The sequence below is a fragment of the Ignavibacteria bacterium genome, from assembly GCA_025612375.1.
GTDB lineage: Bacteria > Bacteroidota > Ignavibacteria > Ignavibacteriales > SURF-24 > JAAXKN01.
The window spans coordinates 60,215-81,733 of record JAAXKN010000012.1 but is presented as its reverse complement, the minus strand read 5'-3'; the positions used below and the strand labels follow the sequence as shown (position 1 = coordinate 81,733).

At 47.3% G+C, this 21,519-nt stretch carries 20 protein-coding genes; 5 read left to right on the top strand and 15 right to left on the bottom strand.

Annotated elements, in window-relative coordinates; genetic code table 11:
* Positions 1-5 precede the first annotated feature (5 nt).
* The 15 genes from HF312_09990 to HF312_09920 all read right to left on the bottom strand — a co-directional run bounded on the left by HF312_09990 (position 6) and on the right by HF312_09920 (position 16,621).
* Positions 6-848, bottom strand: a complete 843-nt coding sequence (locus HF312_09990; GenBank protein ID MCU7520532.1) for a PIG-L family deacetylase — start codon at positions 846-848, stop codon at positions 6-8.
* 32 nt (positions 849-880) lie between these two features.
* Complete coding sequence (locus tag HF312_09985) at positions 881-1,621, bottom strand: nucleotidyltransferase family protein (GenBank protein MCU7520531.1); 741 nt, start codon at positions 1,619-1,621, stop codon at positions 881-883.
* 1 nt (position 1,622) lies between these two features.
* Positions 1,623-2,711 carry a glycosyltransferase gene (locus HF312_09980; GenBank protein MCU7520530.1) on the bottom strand — a complete coding sequence of 363 codons (1,089 nt, stop codon included), beginning with the start codon at positions 2,709-2,711 and terminating at the stop codon, positions 1,623-1,625.
* 69 nt (positions 2,712-2,780) lie between these two features.
* Entirely contained in the window at positions 2,781-3,710 is a 930-nt protein-coding gene (locus HF312_09975) for a beta-xylosidase (GenBank protein ID MCU7520529.1), read from the bottom strand.
* Positions 3,711-3,765: 55 nt separating this feature from the next.
* Positions 3,766-4,596 (bottom strand): TIGR04290 family methyltransferase, encoded by an 831-nt coding sequence (locus HF312_09970; protein MCU7520528.1) that lies wholly within the window; start codon positions 4,594-4,596, stop codon positions 3,766-3,768.
* A 26-nt stretch (positions 4,597-4,622) separates the two neighbouring features.
* Positions 4,623-5,717, bottom strand: coding sequence for a glycosyltransferase (locus HF312_09965; GenBank protein ID MCU7520527.1), 1,095 nt, complete (start codon positions 5,715-5,717; stop codon positions 4,623-4,625).
* Positions 5,704-6,819, bottom strand: a complete 1,116-nt coding sequence (locus tag HF312_09960) for a glycosyltransferase (protein MCU7520526.1) — start codon at positions 6,817-6,819, stop codon at positions 5,704-5,706. Before HF312_09960 ends, HF312_09965 begins: the two co-directional genes overlap by 14 nt.
* Positions 6,816-7,973, bottom strand: a complete 1,158-nt coding sequence (locus HF312_09955) for a glycosyltransferase (GenBank protein MCU7520525.1) — start codon at positions 7,971-7,973, stop codon at positions 6,816-6,818. The genes HF312_09960 and HF312_09955 overlap by 4 nt, the downstream gene beginning before the upstream one ends.
* Positions 7,974-8,003: 30 nt before the next feature.
* The gene (locus tag HF312_09950; protein MCU7520524.1) at positions 8,004-9,083 is read right to left on the bottom strand and encodes a glycosyltransferase family 4 protein; all 1,080 of its coding nucleotides are present in this window, start codon (positions 9,081-9,083) and stop codon (positions 8,004-8,006) included.
* 59 nt (positions 9,084-9,142) lie between these two features.
* A complete protein-coding gene (locus HF312_09945) occupies positions 9,143-9,451 on the bottom strand; it encodes a hypothetical protein (GenBank protein MCU7520523.1) in 309 nt (102 codons plus the stop codon).
* A gap of 8 nt (positions 9,452-9,459) precedes the next feature.
* Positions 9,460-10,500, bottom strand: coding sequence for a Gfo/Idh/MocA family oxidoreductase (locus HF312_09940; protein ID MCU7520522.1), 1,041 nt, complete (start codon positions 10,498-10,500; stop codon positions 9,460-9,462).
* Between the two features lie 11 nt (positions 10,501-10,511).
* Complete coding sequence (locus HF312_09935; GenBank protein MCU7520521.1) at positions 10,512-11,468, bottom strand: zinc-binding dehydrogenase; 957 nt, start codon at positions 11,466-11,468, stop codon at positions 10,512-10,514.
* Positions 11,469-11,605: 137 nt separating this feature from the next.
* Complete coding sequence (locus HF312_09930; GenBank protein MCU7520520.1) at positions 11,606-13,714, bottom strand: NAD-dependent epimerase/dehydratase family protein; 2,109 nt, start codon at positions 13,712-13,714, stop codon at positions 11,606-11,608.
* The gene (locus HF312_09925; protein MCU7520519.1) at positions 13,711-14,853 is read right to left on the bottom strand and encodes an NAD-dependent epimerase/dehydratase family protein; all 1,143 of its coding nucleotides are present in this window, start codon (positions 14,851-14,853) and stop codon (positions 13,711-13,713) included. Before HF312_09925 ends, HF312_09930 begins: the two co-directional genes overlap by 4 nt.
* 421 nt (positions 14,854-15,274) lie before the next feature.
* The gene (locus tag HF312_09920) at positions 15,275-16,621 is read right to left on the bottom strand and encodes an inositol-3-phosphate synthase (GenBank protein MCU7520518.1); all 1,347 of its coding nucleotides are present in this window, start codon (positions 16,619-16,621) and stop codon (positions 15,275-15,277) included.
* 260 nt (positions 16,622-16,881) lie between these two features.
* On the opposite strand from HF312_09920, the gene HF312_09915 reads away from it, so the two are divergent.
* The 5 genes from HF312_09915 (at position 16,882) to HF312_09895 (ending at position 21,483) form a co-directional block, all read left to right on the top strand.
* Positions 16,882-17,271 (top strand): hypothetical protein, encoded by a 390-nt coding sequence (locus HF312_09915; protein MCU7520517.1) that lies wholly within the window; start codon positions 16,882-16,884, stop codon positions 17,269-17,271.
* 160 nt (positions 17,272-17,431) lie between these two features.
* Positions 17,432-18,655: a hypothetical protein gene (locus HF312_09910; GenBank protein ID MCU7520516.1), complete on the top strand. Its 1,224-nt coding sequence runs from the start codon at positions 17,432-17,434 to the stop codon at positions 18,653-18,655.
* A 179-nt stretch (positions 18,656-18,834) separates the two neighbouring features.
* Positions 18,835-20,064 carry a metallophosphoesterase gene (locus tag HF312_09905; GenBank protein ID MCU7520515.1) on the top strand — a complete coding sequence of 410 codons (1,230 nt, stop codon included), beginning with the start codon at positions 18,835-18,837 and terminating at the stop codon, positions 20,062-20,064.
* A gap of 97 nt (positions 20,065-20,161) precedes the next feature.
* Positions 20,162-20,833, top strand: coding sequence for a hypothetical protein (locus HF312_09900; protein ID MCU7520514.1), 672 nt, complete (start codon positions 20,162-20,164; stop codon positions 20,831-20,833).
* A 200-nt stretch (positions 20,834-21,033) separates the two neighbouring features.
* On the top strand, positions 21,034-21,483 hold the full coding sequence (locus HF312_09895) for a lipocalin family protein (protein MCU7520513.1): 450 nt from the start codon (positions 21,034-21,036) through the stop codon (positions 21,481-21,483).
* Positions 21,484-21,519: the final 36 nt, after the last annotated feature.

The following is a 21,519-nucleotide window of genomic DNA, read 5'->3' as shown; positions in this document are numbered from 1 at the left end:
TATTGTTACCTGTTTAACGAATCCAGTGCCTCAGAGGCAAGCCTGCGCCAGTGTTCCCCTTTAATGCCCCATTCGAAGTGCTCATAATAAAGTGCTCCCTCGTGCGGGGGCTTGAGGAAATCGTAGTACGGGGCAAAGCGGAAGGCTTCCGTTTCAATGCTGAATTGGGATAGCACATTCTTCTGTGTTAAAAAGCAGTCGAGCATTCTTTTCTTTTTTATTCTTTCTTCCTCTGTAAGCACGATTGTGCAGGTCCTCTCATCCATGCCCGAAAGAAATTCCGAAGTCTTAATGGAGCCATGGCTGTCGTGATAAGAAGTAAATTCAATCAGTACAGGAGGTGCAAAGCCTTTTCCATAGATTGAAGATGCAGCCATGTGGACGGCAAAGGCTGTGGAGTCGTGGTCCGGGTGGCCTCCCTCATAGGCATGAGTAAGAATAATTTCGGGGCGCAGTTGTCTTAAGAGTTCTTCAAGGCGTTCAGAAAGTGAGATAAGGCTGAAAGATGTCTGCTGGTCCTTAAAGCCCAGTTCAAGGCATCTGTTCCTGGGAATTCCTGCGATCTCGAGGGCATTAAAGAGTTCCTGGCGTCTTGCCTGGGCGTAGCCCGTGCTGGATTCAAAGCCTGAGGCCCTGGCGTCCAGCATATTGCCCGGTGCGCCGTCGGTGGTATGGATGATATAGACATTTTTAAGCAGGGGGAGCCTGCTTGCAGCCCCTATTACCTCGTCGTCGGGATGGGCGGCGATGATTGCGGTTTTAAGGAGTATCTCCTCGCTGCCGCAGAAGAATTCCAGCACGTCCGGTGCAGCGCCGCTGTAAATTCCGGAGTTAAACGTGTTATTCATATCATACTCTCATTTTTAACTCATAATTATTCTTACTCCATGACAACTTTCTGTTTTGAATAGAGAAGATTTATGGCCTCACGGTAACCGTTAAGTGTTCCGACGTCGACGTATGACTGACCCTTTCTTATTCCCTTTGCCTCGCCTCCAAGATCTATATAGGCGTTAACGAGTGTTCCCATATACTCGTCTTTCTTTTCTCTTTGGAGCCAGAGGTCATGGAGTTCATGCAGGACGTTTCCCGGCATTCTGAAGGCTCCCCAGATCCAGTTCGAGTGGGCATCTTTCTGTTTAACTTCAATTTTTAAGACGTTATCACCGGTATCTGTTACGACGGCATCAAAAAACTCCGGATGCACGACAGGGAAGAGGAGGAATGAGAGTTTATCCCCGGGAAGATCACAGAGCCCATCTTCCGGGAACCATATGGTGTCAGGAAGGCCAATTAAAACGTTTTCATTTTTCCCTATAAAAGGAAGGGCGCTGAAGATAGCGTCGCAGAGACCTCTCGGGTGCTGCTGAACCGTGTAGCAGAAGTTAATAGAAGAGGTACCCTGCCCGTAGTATTCCATTATGTCGCTCTTGCCCGGTGAGATGACGAAGCAGATTTTTTTTGCCCCGGCTGTAATCATCCTTTCAAGAAGGTATTCGCTTACAGCCTTCGGGCGTTCCATCTGCCCGTCCATCCTGCTGCCGACGGGCAGGAGTTCTTTTGAAAAAGCAAGAGGCTGAATTCTGCTTCCCGAGCCTGCTGCCGGAATGATGCCCCACATTTTAACTCTCCTTTCTGTTGTTGAGTATATAAAACTCATCAAGAATTTTCTCCAGTTCACTAAGTCTCTGCTGCGGAGTATGCTCGCTTAAGACGCGTTCTCTTGCAGCACGAATAATCTTCTGTCTTTCATCTTCAGGCATCTTCATTGCCTGAACGACGTCTTCAGAGGTTGTAACTGTAATGATTTCCTTGCCGGGGGTAAAGAACTTTTCAAGCCCCGTCCAGCTGTCGCTTATAATCGGCACTCCGCATGAGGCAGCCTCAAAAAGGCGTCCCGAAGGGCAGTAGCCCATTTCGGCCATAGCGCCGCGCGTTATATTAAGAGTAAAATGGGAGGAGGAGTAGAACGCCGGATGGTCCGGGGGCGCAATATGCGCCAGGTACCATATATTATCGCGCCATGGAAAGGCCTCCGGGTACTGTGAGCCTCCGATTATAAAGCGCCGGGAAGGAAGCATTTCTGCAGGACGAATAAAATATTTTACGAGTGCTTCCTGGCGGTCTTCGGCGTAGGTGCCGAGGTACGATAGGTCGCACCTGTATTTATCAATTGCAGGTACAGATTTATGAGTCTCAGGGTCGGCGCTTCCGTAAAGCGGTGCAGTTTTTTTTGCTTTAAGTTTTGTTTTCAGCTCTTCAAGCGCAGCGCCGCCGGTGTAGCTTAAGACGAGGTCATAGTCCTGGAATCCGCGCTCACCCAGGTAAGCCACGGGGTGTCCCGTCTCAAGGCTTTTGAGTGTAACGGGAGTATCCAGGTCGTAGAACACCTTAAGGGCGCAGCCGGAGTTCAGTACGAGCTCTCCGGCAATTATGGCGTCGGGGCAGTATGAAGTAACCATGCCCAGGTCGGCGCCTTTAAGCTTTTCCCGGGCAAGCAGTTTAACCTCCTCCCACTCGGGGTAGAGGATGATTTCCATTCCGGGCATTTCACGCAAGTCCCTGTGCGAGGCGTAGTAAGGCACGTCGCGCTCAAAGAAAGTGATCTGATAGCCCCGTCTTATCATTGCGTGGCATAGTCCGCGCCAGATGGTTGCATGCCCGTTGCCCCAGGAGGAGCTGATAGTAAGACCGAATATTACAAGTTTCATACTTCGCCTTTTAATAAGAGCATAATTCCCAAACCATCAACCTTAACCTCAACCTTAGCCTTATTCTTTCTACTTTCCCTGCTCATCCCGGTCTGTAGATTCATCAGCCGGGGTTCTTTCCTCGAGGACGTATCGCTTTACCACTTCTTCGGCAAAATATGCAAACTCGCCCGGGTCTTCAGGCGGGCTTGTATGGTGAGGGCGTTTGCCGCGGGAAGGCGGGGTAAAGCAGAGTGTAATAGTTGTATCAAACTCGCTTATGGCTTTCATCTGTTTATCGAACCATTCAAGCGCATTCGGGCGGAACCAGTCGGCCCAGCTAATGCCGGTTCTTAGTTTTTTTACCTTAAGCTTCCTGAGCCAGTAAATGATCTCATCGAGCCTGTGGTCCTCGAAGTGTATCCACTGGCAAATTCCCATTTCGGGGTTAAAATGATCAAATGCGGGCTTAGGGGTTCCGTCGGCTCTTATAAGTCCCATATAAAAATGCCTGTAGTATGCGCTGCCTTCGCTTTCCTTATGCCTTGTTGTAGCCTCCCAGGTAGGGGGAAGGTCGAGCAGGCTGTACCAGTAAACGCGTTCGGCACGGTTTAAGAGGAGTTCGGTTGTTTTATTAAGGCCGAATACCTGCACCTCGTCGGCACCGAAGGAAGAGACGCCGACTTCAGTAACCCAAATTGGAAGTTCCGCAACAGCCTGTATCTCCTCTATCTTCTTTGGCCAGTCGTAAATAGGCCAGTGGTTCCAGTCAAGTGGGAAGCCGTGTATTGCAACGGCATCAAGGGAATCCAAAAGCCCGTGGCCTTTCAGGAGCTGAATAAATAACGGGTCAATAGGTGAAATTCCTCCAAGAACCAGTTTCAAATCCGGAGCGAGGCTCTTTACAGAATCAGCCGCGAGCTTTATCATATAGCTGAACTGCTTCCATTGAGGGTCAAGTTGAAAATCCCAGTGTGAGAGGTTATTAGGCTCGTTCCAGAACTTAATAGCTTCAATCATAAAAATCCTTTCAAAAAATCTATATTCCGCTTTACGTTGAAAGCGGTGAAAAATTTTATTCAATAATCATACGGCGGACGCTATTTGCAGCCGAAGAGAGCTCGTCAGGCTCATAAGATATGACCTCGTCAATATCCGAGTGTGTGCAGAGGTATACCTCATGGTCGGGGCGCCTGATTGTTTTAAGTCCGCTTGAGCGGAGCATTGCATCAACGGCGGCATGGTTAGGTGCCCACCAGTTTGTGTTATCGCCTGCCAGGCTGTTTTCAATAAAAGCCATCCGGGGCCAGCCGGGAGAGAGCATGAGGTCCCTTTTTTCAATCGGCAGGTCTTCAACCGGCTCCATCACCTCTTCACCCGGCATTGTAAGTGTCTGGAAGAGGAGGAGTTTCTTAAACTTCTGCGCCACAATGTCTAGCGCCAGCAAAGGGTAGCGCAGGTGATAGAATACCCCCATAAAGATTACCATGTCGTATGTGGCGGTGGAGTGTGCAAGGTCGTAAATCTGCATCTTTCTGAACTTTACTCGCCCATCCAGTCCGTACTGCCTTGCAGCCCAGCGCGCCTGCCTGAGGTAATGCTCGTCGAGGTCAATTCCTGTAACATTAGCTCCCATTTTAGCGAGTTCAAAGCTGTAGAAACCGGCATTACATCCTATGTCGAGCACCCTCCAGCCTTTAAGGCTTTCGGGCAGTGCCTCTGAAATTTTCTTCCACTTGAAGTAAGGGAAGTCGCCAAGCGGGTGGTTTGGTGCAGTCTGCGTCCCGTCGGGCAGGTGCAGGTTATGGAACCATGGACCAATGCTGAATATTTTACGTTCCAGCGGAGTCTGCGGGTTACTGATAAAAGTCTCCAGGGTTTCGCCTGTCTGTTCTGTCTTATTCATAGCCTTGCCAGTTTCTGCGGGATTTATCATCCGGCGTTTTTCTTTTTTGTTTCAAGCATCTCTTTAATATAGTTTTCAAGCTCCTGAGCCCTGTGCCGGGCCGTATGGGCCGAAAGGACGCGGCTTCTTGCGCGCGCGCTTAACTTTAAGCGTTCCTCTTCTGGATAGTTTTTGAGGTATTTCAAGGTATCCTCCGGGGAGCGGCTTATAAGGATCTCTTCATTAAGATTAAAGATGGTATCAAGCCCTTCCCAGTAGTCGCTAATAATGGGAGTTCCGCAGGCAGCGGCCTCAAAGAGCCTGACGCTGGGGGAGTAGCCGGCCTTTATCATATCGGCGCGTGTAACGTTAAGCGTAAAGCGCTGCGAGTTATAAAAATTCCTGTGTTCCGAAGGGTTCAGGTGATATATCCTCTCCACGTTTTGAGGCCACTGGATTGTATCGGGGTACTGCGGCCCCGCCACAATAAAGCGCCCCTGGTCCCACATTCTTGCCGAAGAAAGCATCAGGCGTTCCAGCACGGGCTGTCGGTCGTCGCTGTAGGTTCCCAGGTATCCCATGTCATATTTAACCGGTATGTCTTCGGGATAATATTTTTCCGGGTCAACCGAGCAATAGAGTGCCCTTGCCATAGGGGATCCGAAATCGTGCTCCAGGCGTCTTAGCGTAGGTCCTCCGGTAAAAGAAAGATAGAGGTCGTACTTTGGAATGAGCTCCGGGGAGAGGTATTCATAGTCGCCGCGCTCAAGCTTTGAGAGTGTAACGGGAGTATCGATGTCGTAGAATGCCGTATTCGGGGCTATAAGGTTTATCCACCGGCCGATGCTTACGCCTTCAGGGACATAAGAGCCCACAATTACGACGTCGGCTTTCTGAATATCCATGGAATAAAGATCCTTAAGCTCATCCAGGCTTGAATATATTCTCGTGCATCCGAAAGGGGGATTTGGCATATCGCGGTTTGAAGCGTACCAGGGGAGGTCGCGTTCAAGAAAAAGCACCTCGTGTCCGAGCGCTTCAAGCTCACGGACAAGTCCGCGGTATGTTGTTGCGTGGCCGTTTCCCCAGGCTGAAGTAATTGAAAGCCCAAGAATTACAATATTGAGCTTACGGCTTTTCATCTTTCCGCCTCCTTTCTTCAGGCGTTTCAAGAAGAAGCCCTTCAAGCTGAGAGGCCCTGTGCGAATATGTGTGTTCCTTAAGGACCCTTTGCATTGCGGCCTTGCCTATTTTTTTTGATGTTTCGCTGTCGAGCAGGTTTAATATGTTATATACTTCCTCTCCGCTTTCAGCGACGAGAATCTCTTTACCCGGTTTAAGAAAGAGTTCAATTCCTTCCCACTTATCGGTAATAATGCATGCTCCTGCTCCCGCGGCCTCAAAGATCCTGGTAGCAGGGGAGAATCCGTAGCGCGCCATGCTCTCGCGGCTGATATTAAGGACGGCGTCCGGCGTGCAGTTAAATGCGTTGTGGTCCTTTGTATATATATGTCCAAGGAAATCAACGTTCGGAACATCAGGAGCCCATTCGCGCCATCCCGATCCGCCGAGTATAAATCTTTCTTCAGGCATCATCTGTGCGGGCTTAAAGAAAAACTCCCATACCCTCATCTCACGGTCCGGCATTCGGTTGCCGAGAAAGCCCATCTTTCCCTGAAATCTTTCCTCGGGACTGACGCGGAAGTGCGTCGAAGGGTCGAGCGCGTTATAGATCGGAACGCACTTTCTTGCTCCAAGTTCAGTGTAGGCATCCACAACCGGGTCGCCTCCGCCATAGGTTAAAATTAAATCGTACTGCGGAATGAGACTCTTAAAGGGATCATTGGGATTATTGTTCACACGGTCTAAAGTGGCCGGGGCATCCACGTCCCAGAAAATTATAAGAGAGCCCGGGTGCCTTAAGTTCAGGACCTCTTTTTCCAGGAGTTCATCAAAAATACCGACGCCGCTTGCCTTAATGATAATATCCGAATTTCTGGCATCTTCAAGAGCCTTTCTTACGCCCGTTTCATCAAAGGCAGGGTAGACAACGCTTTTTGAATATTCGGGATCAGGAATATCCCTGTGCTGCTGGCGCTCAAAGAAATCGGGTTCAAAGAAAGTAATACTGTGCCCTTTTTCATAGAGGGCCTTAAGTATGCCTCTGTAGTAAGTAGCGGCTCCATTCCAGTATGCTGAAACAAGACTAGAACCGAAGAAGGAAATGTTCAAAACTCTTTTCATTTCAAACCCTCATTTTTACTTGCCTGAATTGAAGCAGGGTCATCTTCCTGCCTGAAAGCCGATTCAACGGTCAGCTGTTTGAATATATTAAGAAGTTCATCGACGCGGTGGCTGCACGTGTGGCGTTTTAATATCGTAAGGCGTCCGTGCCTTGAAAGCGACTCCGCGAGGCTTTTATCGTTCAAAATATCACTTATATAATTTTTCATCTCCTGCCCGTTTTGTGCCATGAGGAAATCCTCTCCCACAGTAAAAAGTTCTTCAGAGTCTTCCCACGGGGATGAGACAAGCGGGATTCCGCAAGAGAGGGCTTCAAAGGGGCGGATTGTTGGAATGCCTTTTAAGACCTCAACGTAAGGCCTCCTCGGGATGTGAACGGTAACTTTGAACTGTTCAAATGCCTGAGGCACCATATAGTTAGGCAGCCAGTCCTTGTATTCAATTCCAGCTTCCCCGAGGTTTCTAACGGCACTTTCAGGGTAGCGCACACCGTGGACGCGTGCTTTAAGATTTAATTCCCTTACGGGATTTATAAGGTACTCGTAGAGTTCCTGGGTTCTTTCCTCGTCGCCCCAGTTCCCGATCCATATAAGGTCGCCCGAATTCTCAATGCCCTCAATGGGGTGGAATACTCTGACGTCGGCAGCCTCATGCCACGTCCATGCCCTTTGAATCCATCCTTTTTTGAGATAGATGTCTTTAATTACCTCTCCATATGCAAGAACGCCGTCATAGCCCGAGAGGTCGAAGATAGCCATTTTTTCAGGCTCGGAAAGTGAGCGGTGGTGAGTGTCGTGAAAAAGAAGTTTATATCCTGCTTTATGCTTTCTGTGCTGCCCGATTTTTTGGACAATTTCAGGTTCATTCCATTCATGGACAATTACAAGGGAGGCCCCATCAAGTTCGCGCTCAAGGTCCAGACTTTCAGGAGAATACTCTGTACTTTTCATTTCTGGAAACATTCTTTCGAACTCACGCAGGGGTTCTTCCCCGTACTGTGATTTAAGGTTCTCCACGCTCCAGCCCCCTTTGGGTTCAAAGACCTTTACCTCGTGCCCCCTGTGTATGAGTTCGGCCACAATGCCTCTCAGGAAGTGGGCATTGCCGTGATTCCAGTCGGAGACCAGGGAATGATAAAACAGAACAATTTTCATTAAGTCCTCATATAATTTCAGATCCATCCATCAGGAAAATATTTTATGTCTCTTACTGGCCAGGAGGTTCTCATATAATGCCAGATAGCCCTGGGCCATTCTTGCGGGTGTAAAATACAAAGCGCGCCGGCGTACTCTTTTTGCGTTACTCAATCTTAAGTCCTCATTTTTAATCAGGTTATTTATGGCCTTTTCAAGCGCCTCGTAGTCGTCGGGCTTAACAAAGCAGGCCGTGTCCTGCCACACTTCCCTGAGGCTGGGGATATCGCCCAGCACGAGAGCGCAGCCCGAGAGTGCCGCCTCCAGCGGTGAAAGCCCGAAAGGTTCATAGCGCGCCGGAAGAGCAAATATGGAAGCCCTTTTCATCCAGGAAGCAAGCTCGCGCGATGAGAGCCTTCCAAGCCAGTTCACATGGTCAAACATCTGTATAAAGCGCCCTTCAGGATCTTCCCTTTCTCCTGCCATATATACAGGCCATTTAAGCCTTTGGGAGATATAGGCCAGCATGGAAACATTCTTAGCTTCGTCCCAGAGCCTCCCGGCAGAAAGAACAATATTTTCTTTCATTCCGGGAAGAAAATCATTTGCCTGCCTGGCATTATAGACCGCGCCTGCCGAATTGAACTTTCCGTAATAGAAGTATAGGAGTGAGAGCATTGCGTTTGTCGGAGCAGTCACCAGGTCAGCACCTTTAAGTCCTGCGGTAACTTTCTTTTTATATTCATACCAAGCCTCATGCGGGGTGTGGTATTTAACGGCATAGTACCATGAATAGACGCATGAGTGCCCGACTACAAGTTTTGGCGCCTTAAAGGGGAGGCTGCCGTGTGAGTAGCCGTTAAGGTGAATTATGTCCGGCTGAAGGGCACTTTCCAGCTCCAGGAGCCACTTTCCCGCTTCCTCAACATCCTGCCACGGGTCTTCCATCCATTCCAGTTTATAAGAGCCTTCGATGAGCTTAATGTTTTCAATTCTGCTTAAAGCCTCTTTCTGTTTGGGTGTAAGGGGGCTTCCCATGGTGGCCAGGTACACCTCAATTCCGTAATCCTTCAGTGCTTCTGAAAGTTCGAGCGCATAGGTCCACACTCCGCCTATGGTATCGGCAGTCATAAGCACACTATGGACGCGGGAATTAGTTTTTGAACTATTCAGGGGCACTGTCATTCCTTTTATTTCCTTGCTCCCCGGGCTTCCTCACCCTCGCGGCTGATGAACTTATTGAAGCGGCTTTGTTTCCCGTCATGGGTTTTATCCTGGTAGAGGAAAGCAAGTTTGGATTCTTCGAACTTTTCAAAGAATTCCTCCCACGGAATTTCTTCAAGCTTGCCTTCTCCGGAGTATCCGGGGAAGTCGATCCTGAGGAGCCCTGCCTCTTCGCCTTTAGTTTCTGTGCCTTTTACAGATGCCGGTTTTCCCCCGCGTTCTTCGACCCATTTTCTAATTTTATTATGATCAGTTATTATCTGTGATTCGGACATTACATACCTCACATATTGTTTCTTCCATAAATCCTGTCTATTACTTCAGAGACTTTTATTATTTGTTCAATTTCAGAGTCATACTTTGTGCTTTGTGACATTTTTTCGATCCAGTTCAAGGCGGCCTTAGGCCCCCAGTCCTCTGGGGGTTCGGAGAGTGTTTCGTGTGCCGTCCAGCGGTAGCGTTCAGACTTAAAGTCGTAGAATGTACCGTTCAGGTTTTTAAGTGAAAGGCCCCCTTCGGTGCCGTAAAAAGAAGCTTCAATTACGGCGTCGCGCCCTGCCGACTGCCTCCAGGAGCAGGAGAGGTTTAGTGTCGTGTCACTTTCGAGGTCGATTCTTGCCGTGGCATAATCCTCAACGCAGTTATCGGTATCCTTAAATGCGCGTCCTTTGGCAAAAAGGCGGCTTGTAATATGCTCCACCTGTGGATAGTCCAGCATCCAGAGAGCAAGGTCGATCAGGTGAATCCCGAGGTCCATGACGCATCCGCCTCCTGAGAGCTGAGGGTTATAGAACCACTCCTTATCGGGGCCGTATGCGTTATGGAACACGAGGTCCGCGGCATAGACGTGGCCTATGCCGTTAGAGCTTACAATTTCCTTCATCTTCTTAATGCCGTTTAAGAACCTGTAGGAAAGGTCGACTCCAAGGAGGCGGTCAGCCTTCCGGGCCGCTTCAATTACGCGCATTACTTCCTTTTTATTGCGCCCCAAAGGTTTCTGGCAGAAGACGGCTTTTCCGGCCTGAAGCGCCATAATTGTCTCTTCGGCGTGCAGAGCGCTTGGCGTAGCAATTACAATTCCCCCGACGTCCGTTTTGTCCAAGAGTTCCTTGAGGTTTCTAAGAACCCGGGCCTTAGGGGCAAGCTTTTTTGCCGTAAGAGCAAGTTCATTTACGGGATCAACAATGTATCTTGCCTCAGCCTTTGAGCTATTGACCATTGCTTCCATTCTGTTGCGCCCGATCCAGCCCACGCCTAAGAAACCCAGGCGCAGCCTGAGAGCCGCAGGAGCTGAAACGGTTTTCTGGAGTAAATCGTTATTCATATTTTTTACCGCTATTGGTATTTAATAATTGCCTTTAGGAATCCGTCGGGTCTTTTACCTGTTAAGTCAAAAGCCTCTGTTATCTGGTCGAGTCCGAAAGAATGAGTAATAAGAGGGAAGGGATCCATGTCCCCTTTCAGTACGGCATCGACAGCCGCGCGGATTCCGTCTATGTAGACCTTCTGCTCGCGCTCGTGGGCATTTATTACGTCGAGGCCTCTCCAGTTCCAGAGCTGCATGTTGACCTGCCTGGGTCCGTCCTGGTGATATCCGGCAATAATAAGTTTACCTCTTACCCTGGTGAGTTCGCCTGCCAGGTCGAGCGGCCACTGGTGGCCGGTAGCTTCAATTACGCGGTCGCAGAACTCGCCGTTTGTAAGAGATTTTACTTCTTCAATTATTCTCCAGTGGTCATCCATAATTATCGTCTCTGAGGCGCCGTACTGTTTGGCAATATCGAGAGAGAAGGGGCGTCTTGAAATGGCGATAACTCTTGCTCCCGCGCTGGAGATGAGGCTGCTTAAAAGGGCGCCTAAGAACCCGATGCCGATAACTGCGACCGTTTGTCCTTCCTGAATATCGCTCCTCTTGAGTATATTCATAGCGCACCCAAGGGGTTCGCCTGGGAAGGGTTTGTCTTTAAACTCTTCAGGAAGTTTTACAACGCTGTCCACCGGGGCAGTGTCGTACTCGGCGTAGGCGTGGTATGAGAGTGCGGCAACGTGGTCGCCTGCCTTGAAATCTTTAACGTCGCTTCCGACGGCGTCAACAACGCCCCAGCCCTCGTGTCCGGGAGATCCGGGTTCAAAGGGGTAATTAAACCATGACCTGCCCTCATAGACCGGGATGTTACTTGAGCAGAGGCCGCAGCCGGACAAATGGATGAGCACCTCGTTTGGTGCGGGGTCGGGTTTTGCGACGTATCTGATAGAAATAATTCCCGGGCCGGAAAATATGGCGCTGCGCATAATGTCGGTCCAGAGGCTATCTGCTTTTTCCGATTCGGTTTTTATTTTTTCCATGGGTGAGCCGCCGCTCGCCCCTACGGGAGATTCGGCGGGGGTGCCGGTTTTTAATTTTTCATCATCGATTAAATTGTCGTTATTCATTGTGCCACCTTTTTCATTCTGTGATAGGAGGTCTTACGGTTCTTTAAGAGCCAGCTGTAAAGTTTTTCTACTCCCTGGCGGGTCGAGATCTGCGGGTTCCAGCCGGTAACGGTGTGGAAAGATTCCGTATTGGAGACATAGTACCGCTGGTCGCCCTGGCGCCAGGTGCTGAAACTAATTTGAGGTTTCTGGCCGTGCAGCTCTTCAATTATTTCCAGAAGCTCAACGAGGCTTACGGTATTATCAGGGCCGCCGCCAATATTATATGCATTACCGCGGGTCATATCTATCTGTTCATGTGCCTTCAGCATTGCGTCGATCAGGTCGTCAACAAAAAGAATATCCCTTACCTGAAGGCCGTCGCCGTAAATTGTAATTTGTTCGCCTCTTAAGGCCTTAAGGAGGAAGAACGCTACCCAGCCCTGGTCTTCTGTTCCGAACTGGTGTGTGCCGTAGATGCAGCTCATGCGGAAGACAACGTTCGGTATGTTATAAATTCTTGCATAATCAATTATGTACTGGTCGGCCGAACCTTTGGAGCATCCGTAAGGGCTGTGGAAATCGAGGTGACGCTTTTCGCTTATTCCCTGGAGCCTTATCAGCTGGTTGGCCGGTTCATAGCGAGTTGTATCTTTCTGCATCTTTATATCTATTAGTTCGCCGTAGACCTTATTGGTTGAGGTAAAAAGAAGAGGTATCGGTTTACTCAAGGATCTTAAGGCTTCAAGGACATTAAGTGTTCCTCTTAAATTTACCTCAAAATCGTTAACCGGGTTTTCGAGGCTTGTTGTTACGGCAACCTGTGCCGCAAAATGGAATACGCTTTTTGCCTGCCTGACCGAGTCGCGTACCGCATAGGGGTCGCGCACGTCGGCAACCCTGACCTGAAGCAGGTTGCCGTGAGTATCGATCAGCCACTGAAGGTTTTCCTCGACGCCCGGCCTGGAAAGGTTATCGAAAACAATTACTGGTGTGCCTGCCGAAAGGAGCCTGTGTGCAAGATTAGTACCTATGAAGCCTGCTCCGCCTGTAATAAGGACGGGGCGGATGTCATCTTTTTTGCGCCTCTGGACTGCGGGGGATTTATGTTTCTTTACGTCTGCGAGCTTAGTTTTTTCCGCTGCCTTTTCAGTCAGGTTTGTATCCTTAATGGTCCCGAAGCGTGCCATATGCTTCACGCCGTTTAAGCCTTCCTTAGCCCAGACGCGGTAGAGGAGTTTAGCTCTTCCGTCGGCATATTTAAGTCCGAAGTGATAATGCCTTTCATCGCCGTGGAAGACTTCCTGGAAGGGAAGGTCGGGATGTATATCCTGTGCCGAGTGCCAGTAGGCGCGCTGGACGGGGGCTTCCATAAAGTTTGCAAAGTTCCTGAGCTGGCGGAATTCATCGTGGCGCCATGTGGAGTATCCGGCAGCAGTAATCCAGATCTCAGGGTTCATTTTGTTGCGGCTTAAGACCTCGCGCACCTTGCTTATGGCATCGGGCCATTCGCTCCAGTCGAACTCCCATGTACCCGGAAAGCCGTGAATTCCTACGGCATCAAAGTGCTGCATGATGTTTCTCTGGCAGAGGAGTTCAATCCAGTTAGGGTCGATTGGTGACATTCCGCCAAGGACGGTTTTTATCTCTTTTTTCTTAAGGAACTGGGCGGCAGATCCGATCATTTCGGTAAAAACTTCCCAGCTGGGATCCAGCCTCCAGTCCCAGTCGTAGAGGTTATTCGGTTCATTCCAGAGTTCAGCCCATTCAAAAAATCCGTCGAAGACCTTAAGGACAGATTCAAGGAATTCCGTATAATCCTTCGGGCTGCGGGGAGGGGAGGAGACCTTGGGTTCAAGACCCAGATTGGGCGGTGTATACGTAAAGCAGGGGAGTATGTTCACTTCTTCTTTAAGGCGGGGGATGAGCCACTTATACCACTCCTCACCTTCTTTTGTATACCACTCGGCCCATGAAAACCCGGTTCTTATCTCCTGAATGCCCAGGGCCTTAAGGTCTGAGAGTATATTTTCCACTCTTTCTTTTTCGCCTATTCTGAACCACTCCACAATGCCTATTAAAGCGTGTTTTCTTTTAGGCAGGTAATCTATCTTTAGCTTTTTCATATTGTAAGTCCTCTTTTCTCAAGCTCGGAATTTGCCGAATCGACATGGTCTTTTGCAATCTGGCCTGAAAGCCATTCAGAGAGTTCAATGAGCCCCTGTTCCAGAGAGACCCGGGGCTTATAGCCAAGAACAGATTTAGCAAGCGAGATATCTGCAAAGCAATGTCTTATATCGCCAACGCGGTACTTGCCGCGGATAACGGGGTCCAGTCCCTCTTTTCCCAGCACCTGAGCCATCTTTTCGGCTACTTTACGGATCTTATACGGGTGTCCGCTGCCTATATTAAATACGCGGTCTGGAGATTTTTGTACTTCAAGAGCAAGGCGGCATGCCTGAGCGACGTCGTAGACGCTCACAAAGTCGCGCATCTGGTTCCCATCCTCAAAGATGACTGGAGGATTATTGTTCAGGTATCTGGAGCCGAAGATGGCAAGTACCCCGGTATAGGGATTGGAAAGAGCCTGTCTGGTCCCGAAAACATTAAAGAACCTGAGTGCCGCGGTTGGAATATTGTATGCGCGCCCGATCATAAGGCAGAGGCGTTCCTGGTCGTATTTGGAGAGGGCATAAACGGAAGACAGCGATGGAGTTTTGCTTTCAGGCGTTGGAACGGGCCTGAGGAAATTTCCTTTCGAGTCGTAGAGCTCCCAGACTCCCTTTTTAAGCTGTTCCAAGGAGCGCTGTGCGCTTATCTTCAGCTTTCCGTCGGAGGTTTTATAAAGCCCCTCGCCGTAGATGCTCATGCTGGAGGCCACGATAAGTTTTTCCACGGGGTTTTTAATAAGCATTTCCAGGAGTACGGCTGTGCCGAGGTTGTTGACGCTTGTATAGCTTTCGATTTCATACATGCTTTGCCCGACGCCTACGCTGGCGGCAAGGTGGAATACGGCGTCAATTTTCTTTAGTGCCTTTACCAGGATATCTCTATTACGGACGTCCCCATAAATAAATTCAGCCTCTTTGTTAAGGTAGTCCGGAGGAGATGGTTTATGTCCGTTTGAGTGTTTGCCGGGTGAGCTGTGGACCTGAGGAGAAAGATTATCTAAAACGCGAACATTATATCCGTTGCGGAGGAGTTCATCGCAGAGGTGCGATCCGATGAAGCCTGCTCCGCCTGTGACCAGTATGTTTTTACTCATATCATCCCTTTTTCTTAACGTAAAGTCTCTTGGGCCCCAATCAAAACTGACAATGCCTATTCATCACAATCTATTGTCACAGGAGAAGATTTAGATTTCAGTAAGAACTCACGCGTAAAGAAAAAATTGTCAAAAAGCCGCAAAAGTGAAAACCGGGCAGGCGGCATTTTGACAATTTATCTTTGAAAAGCTAACATTTTAACAATGTTCTTTATTAAATAAAACTTAGTGTCTCTTAACATTGTATGAAGTTAGTTCTACTTAGTCAAGGTTAATATTTCAGAACCTACTTACAATCCTTTGAATTCAGATTAATTTCGAAGGGTGCCGGGCTGCTTGCAATTGTACAGGCTGGATTGTCCAAAAAAAAGGAGAAGCATAATTTCTTATGGCTTCTCCTTTCGTAATGCCGATGAAGATTTTATTTAAGAGCTTTTCTCATTTTCCGGCGTGTAATTTTCCGGGGCATTTCTTCTTCGAGGTGGGTAACGAGCTCCTCGCCCATAATCTGCCTGAGCTTATTTTTCAGCTTCATCATCTGAATGAACAGGTCGTGTTCGGCCACCGTGTCGGCCGTATGCATAGGGCTCTTGAAGTAGAAGGAGAGCCAGTCCTGAACGCCGTACATTCCTGCTCTTTGAGCCAGGTCGGCAAAAAGTATAAGGTCGAGTACTATCGGGGCGGCAAGTATAGAATCCCTGCACAGGAAATCTATTTTAAGCTGCATCTGATAACCCATCCAGCCGAATATGTCTATATTATCCCAGCCTTCCTTGTTATCGCCCCTCGGCGGATAGTAGTTAATTCTAACCTTATGGTAGAAGTTGCCGTAGAGTTCCGGGTAGAGTTCCGGCTGAAGGATTCCCTCGAGCACGGAAAGTTTGCTTTCTTCCTTTGTCTTAAAACTTCCGGGGTCATCGAGCACCTCGCCGTCGCGGTTACCCAGAATGTTGCTTGAGAACCATCCGTTAAGCCCGAGCATTCTTGCCTTAAGCATCGGGGCAATAACGGTTTTAATAAGCGTCTGGCCTGTCTTAAAGTCCTTACCGCCAACGGGTATATGCATTTTATCAGCCAGTTCCATAATGGCTGGTGTATCGACGGTCAGGTTAGGTGCCCCGTTAATAAACGGCACGCCCTCTGAGATTGCGGCGTACGCATAGAGCATGCTTGGGGGGATGTTGGGGTTATTGTTTCTCATCCCTTCTTCAAAGAGCTCGAGCTTCTTGTGTATTCCGTTTACAGGAATAAAAGTTTCGGTGCTTGCGCACCAGATAACAACCATGCGGTTTACGCCGTGCGCCTCCTTGAAGGTTCTGATATCATCCCTCAGCTGTTCCATGAGGTCAAACTTTGATGTGCCTTTTTTAACCCACGTTCCGTTAAGGCGCTTTACGAACTTTCTTTCAAAGACCCCGGGCATTGAGCGGATTGCCTCAAGGTCATCTTTGACCTTAAGGAGGTCTTTTTCTTCCAGGACTTTAGCATTAAGTGAAGATTCATAGCAGTTCTCGTCACGTATGTCCCATCCGCCGAAGACGAGGTCATTGAGGTTTGCAAGGGGAACAAAATCCTTAATCATCGGAAACTTTTCCTCGTTTCTGGGCCCGAGTCTGATCGTTCCCATCTGGGTAAGTGAACCGATAGGCCTGGCAAAACCTTTTCTGATTGACATAACTCCTGCCAGAAAAGTGGTAGCAACGGCTCCGTTAATACCAACAATCATTACGCCCAGTTTACCCTGGGGTTTTTCAATCGCATTTCCCATTTTTGCCCTCTCATTATAATTAATGCGTCTATGTTTAGGATCGGAAAGAGGAACTACACCCCTTCTTATCTGACCGGGTGTATTTTAATATAAATAAATAAGAACAAATGTAAACAGCAAACGGGTTTATATATTTGTTCATAAATAATTGGGCCAAGGGGGAGGCGGCCTTACCTTGAATAAATCATTTTTTTTCGTGAGAATATAAAAAGTGCTCCTTTAACGTGCAGCTTTAGGCATACAACATTTTGAGGTGAAAAATGGTTGAAGAATGGTTTTACGATCAGTCGGGTGAGGCTCAGTTCTATCTGGATGAATATAAATTCATCAGCAAAAGCGGCAAGGAGATAGCTACACTGGAGGGCGACACGGTAGTGTCACTTGCAGGTGAAACTCTCGGCACATTTGAACACGGCGCCTTGTATGACACAGACGGGAGGCTCATTGCAACAATTTCAACCGGGAGGGGGTATGTTCCCACTACTTCAGAAATCTTCGGGGGAGATCCGGATAACACGGAATTTATTCCCACAGATCAGGATCTGACGGATGAGCCCGGGGATCCGGGAATTTCAGGCATCCCTTACAAGCCTGTGCACGGCGACTGGTCGGACACCACGCTGGAGGAGTTTTTCGGCACAGGGCTTTAAGAAAGTGAACTAAACTGGCATTATTAATGTATCATAATGATTACCTGAAGCAGACATATCCGCATTTTTAACCTTATTTTTTGTTTATTCTTCCTCTTCAGGCGCTTAAATATACGCATTTGAATAATATTAGCCAGATTTAGACTATATGAGTTTTGTTTTGCAGATTGTATCAGCAGTTACGCTTCTTATATTAATTGAATTTTATTATTATAAGCGACTTACATTTTCATTAAAAACAGCTTTCGGCACATCAGGTAAGATAAAAACGGGCGGCCTGATATTTCTGATAGTCCTGAATTTCTATCCTTTGTACATGCTCTCAAGCCTTCTTTTTGTACAGCTTACGCAGGGCAGGCTGTACTCCCAGCCGGAGGGCGGTTTTTTTGATTATTTTATTTACTTTCCCTTTGTCATTCTGCTTTTAATTATTGCGCAGTCAATTTTATTTATTCTGCCGGTGGATTTATTGAGGCTTGCGGCTGCTCCTTTTACAAAGAAGCACCAGGAAAAGGTAAGGCTTATTGCCGCCTGGGCCGTAATTGGAATTGCCGCCGCATTTTTTGTATATGTCCCCGTAAGAATAATTTATGACAATAAAGGTATTGAAGTAAGGCAGGTGGAGTTAACAAAAGCCGGCCTGCCGGAGAGCCTGAATAATTTCAAAATTGCATTTATTGCAGATACTCAGGCCGATTCCTATAACAACAGGAAAAGAATAGGAAAGTTTATCGAGAGGCTGAATGAAACAAAGCCTGACCTTGTTCTTGTTGGAGGCGACGTAATTACAGGCACGCCGGAATACACTCCGAATTACATTAACCTTGCAGCCGAGTACCTGGGCGACATCAGGTCACGCCTGGGTGTTTACTCATGCATAGGCGACCACGACCACTGGGCATACAAAGATGACAATGTAAGAAGCATCAGAGAAGTTTCAACCGCCCTGAGGGAGAAGAAAGTGGATATGCTGGATAACGTTAACAGGGTTTTTAACGTGGGCGAGGCAAAAATAGGCGTTACATTTGCAACCAGTACTTACGTCGACAGAATAGGGACTGATCTTCTGAATAAGCTGACTGATAATAACCACAGCAACATAAAAATAATGCTTTCGCATCAGCCAAGCCAGTACATAATTGACAGGGCTTCAAAGGAAAACTATGACCTCATGCTTGCAGGCCATACTCATGGCGGACAGCTCACGTTTCTTTTCCCGTTTCATAACCTGACATTTACACAGCTTGAGACACAGTATGTAAAAGGGGACTTTCATATAGGCAAAATGCTCATGGTTGTAACGCGCGGGCTTGGAATGTCCACCATTCCTTTCAGGTACAATTCGACTCCGGAGATTACGGTGATTACCCTGAAGAGAAATTAAAAATTAAAAAGTGAAGAAAAGGGGTTCCCTGCGGGAGCCCTTTTTTGTTTTTAAAGAATTCTATTACATAGGCTTTAATATAAAACTAAAATAGCTTAAATTTTGTTAGTTATGGATGCCTGAAGATTTACTTCAGGCGTTTTAATACATACTCTTTTAACTTTTAAGCAGATTTAGTTATGGGTTTTATTTTGCGGATCATTTTAGCCGTGCTGCTTTTTATAGTACTGGAAATTTATTTTTATAAAAGGATTACTTCGTCATTAAGAACGATACTTGGAGCCGCAGGCAAAAACAGGATTAAAACAGGAAGCCTGATATTTCTTATCCTTTTGAATTTATTCCCTTTATACCTGATTCTGAACCTCATAATAATACAGCTTACAAACGGCAGGCCTTACTCCCAGCCGCAGGGAGGGCTTTTTGATTACTTCATCTTCTTTCCCTTTATAATACTGGAACTTATTGTTGTCCAGTCGCTTTTCATTATTCTTCCCATTGACCTGCTGAGGCTTATAATCTACCCTTTTATAAGAAAACAGAGGGAAAGGGCGCGGCTTTATGCTGCATGGATTACTGCCGCAATTACGGCGGCATTTATCATTTATGTTCCTGCAAGAATTATTTACGACTTCAATACAATTGAAGTAAGGCATGTGGAACTTAAGAAAGCGGGGCTTCCGGAGAGCCTGAAGAATTTCAGGATCACATTTATTTCAGATACACAAGCCGACCCTTATACTAATAAAAAAAGGCTTGGAAGGTACATTGAAAGGGTAAACGAAACAAAGCCCGATCTTGTTCTTGTTGGCGGCGACGTAATTACAAGCTCACCCGACTATATTAACCTTGCAGCCGAGTACTTGGGGGATATCAGGTCGCGCCTGGGCGTTTACTCCTGTGTGGGCGACCACGATAACTGGGCATACAGAAACGATAATGCCAGAAGCCTCAGGGAGGTGTCTACCGCCTTAAAAGAAAAGAAGGTGGATATGCTGGACAATCAAAATAAGATTTTCAACGTTGGAAATGCCGCTATAGGCGTTACCTTCGTTACAAGCACTTATGTGGGGAGGATAGGTGTTGATCTTCTGGACAGGCTTACTGACCTTAACCACAGCAGCATAAGAATACTGCTTACGCACCAGCCGAGCCAGTATTTAATTGACAGGGCAGCGGAGGAGCATTACGACCTGCTTTTGGCCGGGCACACGCACGGAGGGCAGATTACGTTTCTTTTTCCGTTTCATAACTTTACCTTTACGCAGTTTGAAACTCCCTATGTAAAAGGGGACTTTCACATAGGCAATATGCTTATGGTTGTAACGCGGGGCCTTGGTATGTCTATTGTTCCATTCAGGTATAATTCAACGCCGGAGATTACGGTGATCACCCTGAGGGGCAATTAAAAATTAAAAAGTAGAAGAAGGGAATTAAAGAAATTGCGGGCTTGTGGAATTACATTGTTGTAATTAATTTAAGGATACATTTTTACAGGGATCACAGATGTTTGAAAGGGACTATATTTTAAGGCTTATTGAGCAGCTTACACAGGTGCTAAGTAAGATACTTTTCAGCAAGGGAGCTAAAAATCTGGACGAGGCTAAAGAACTCATACGTCAGGCTTATCCAAATATGCTCGGGCTCGATCCCGACCTGATCCGCTCAATGTCCGACGTGGAGATAATAAATTTTCTGAAGATAACGGGCTCTACGCAGTATGAAAGATGCCTGATGATAGCTGAGCTTCTGAAAGAGGAGGCCGCAATAGATGAGATGATTCATGGCGAAGGGAACGAGGAGTCGGTTCTTGTCTATTTTGACTCATTAAGTTTATTCCTTGAGGCTTTAATTAATAAAGACGAGCTGATGACGGACCGTTTTGTAAAGGACACTGAAAGTGTGCTTGAAAGAGTCTCAGGCTTTCAGATCCCGCCTGAAATTGCAGAAAAGCTCATACGCTATTATGAGATTCAGGGGCGCTTTGCCGATGCCGAAGACGTCCTTTTTGAGCTTACGGAGACGGGTGAGCCGGGTTATCTGCAGAAAGCAGAAAAGTTTTACCTCAGGCTGATGGAAAAGCCGGAAGAGGAGCTCAGGAAAGGGAATCTGCCCAAAGAGGAGGTGCTGGAAGGGTTGAACAGGGTAACAATTCTTCTTAAGAAAGACCACCTTTAAACAAACATCAGTTCCTTGCATTACACCCAATTTTTATTTGGGCGAGCGCCGCTCGCCCCTACACAAATTTGATTCAGTCTGCGGATAATGCAGGCTTTTTGCCTTTGAATTAGTTTTCCATTTTACCTATCGTTTATTATCAGCTACTTTCCTGAAAAATAATCACACACCAAAATTAACTTCTTAGGAGGAGATATAGTATGTTTTTAAGATATAAGGCCGGTTTTATGTATATTCTTGTTCTGATGTCTTTAGTCATATATTCGGGATGCAAAAAAGATAACAATAACCCTGCCAGTCCGGTAACTTCTTCAAGTCCGATAGTTGGTAAATGGCTCTTAAGCAATGTGATGGTAACGAATCAGGATGGTTCTAAGACTTCATTTACACCCCAGCAGCTGGGGCTTTCAATTACAATGGAATTCAGGAACGATAACACCGCTACAATAACCCAGGTGGACAGTATGGGTACTACAACAGAAAGCGGAACATATACATACAGTAACGGGGTAGTGAACCTGACAAACACCAACGGGGAGAAGACGACTGTAGATATTACGATGACTGGAAATAAATTTACTACAAAGCAGACATTAACTGATGCAAACAACAACCCGTTTGACGCTTTGCTGGAGTTTACAAAGCAGTAAAAAAAAGGATAATATTTACAAATAAAAAAGAGTACT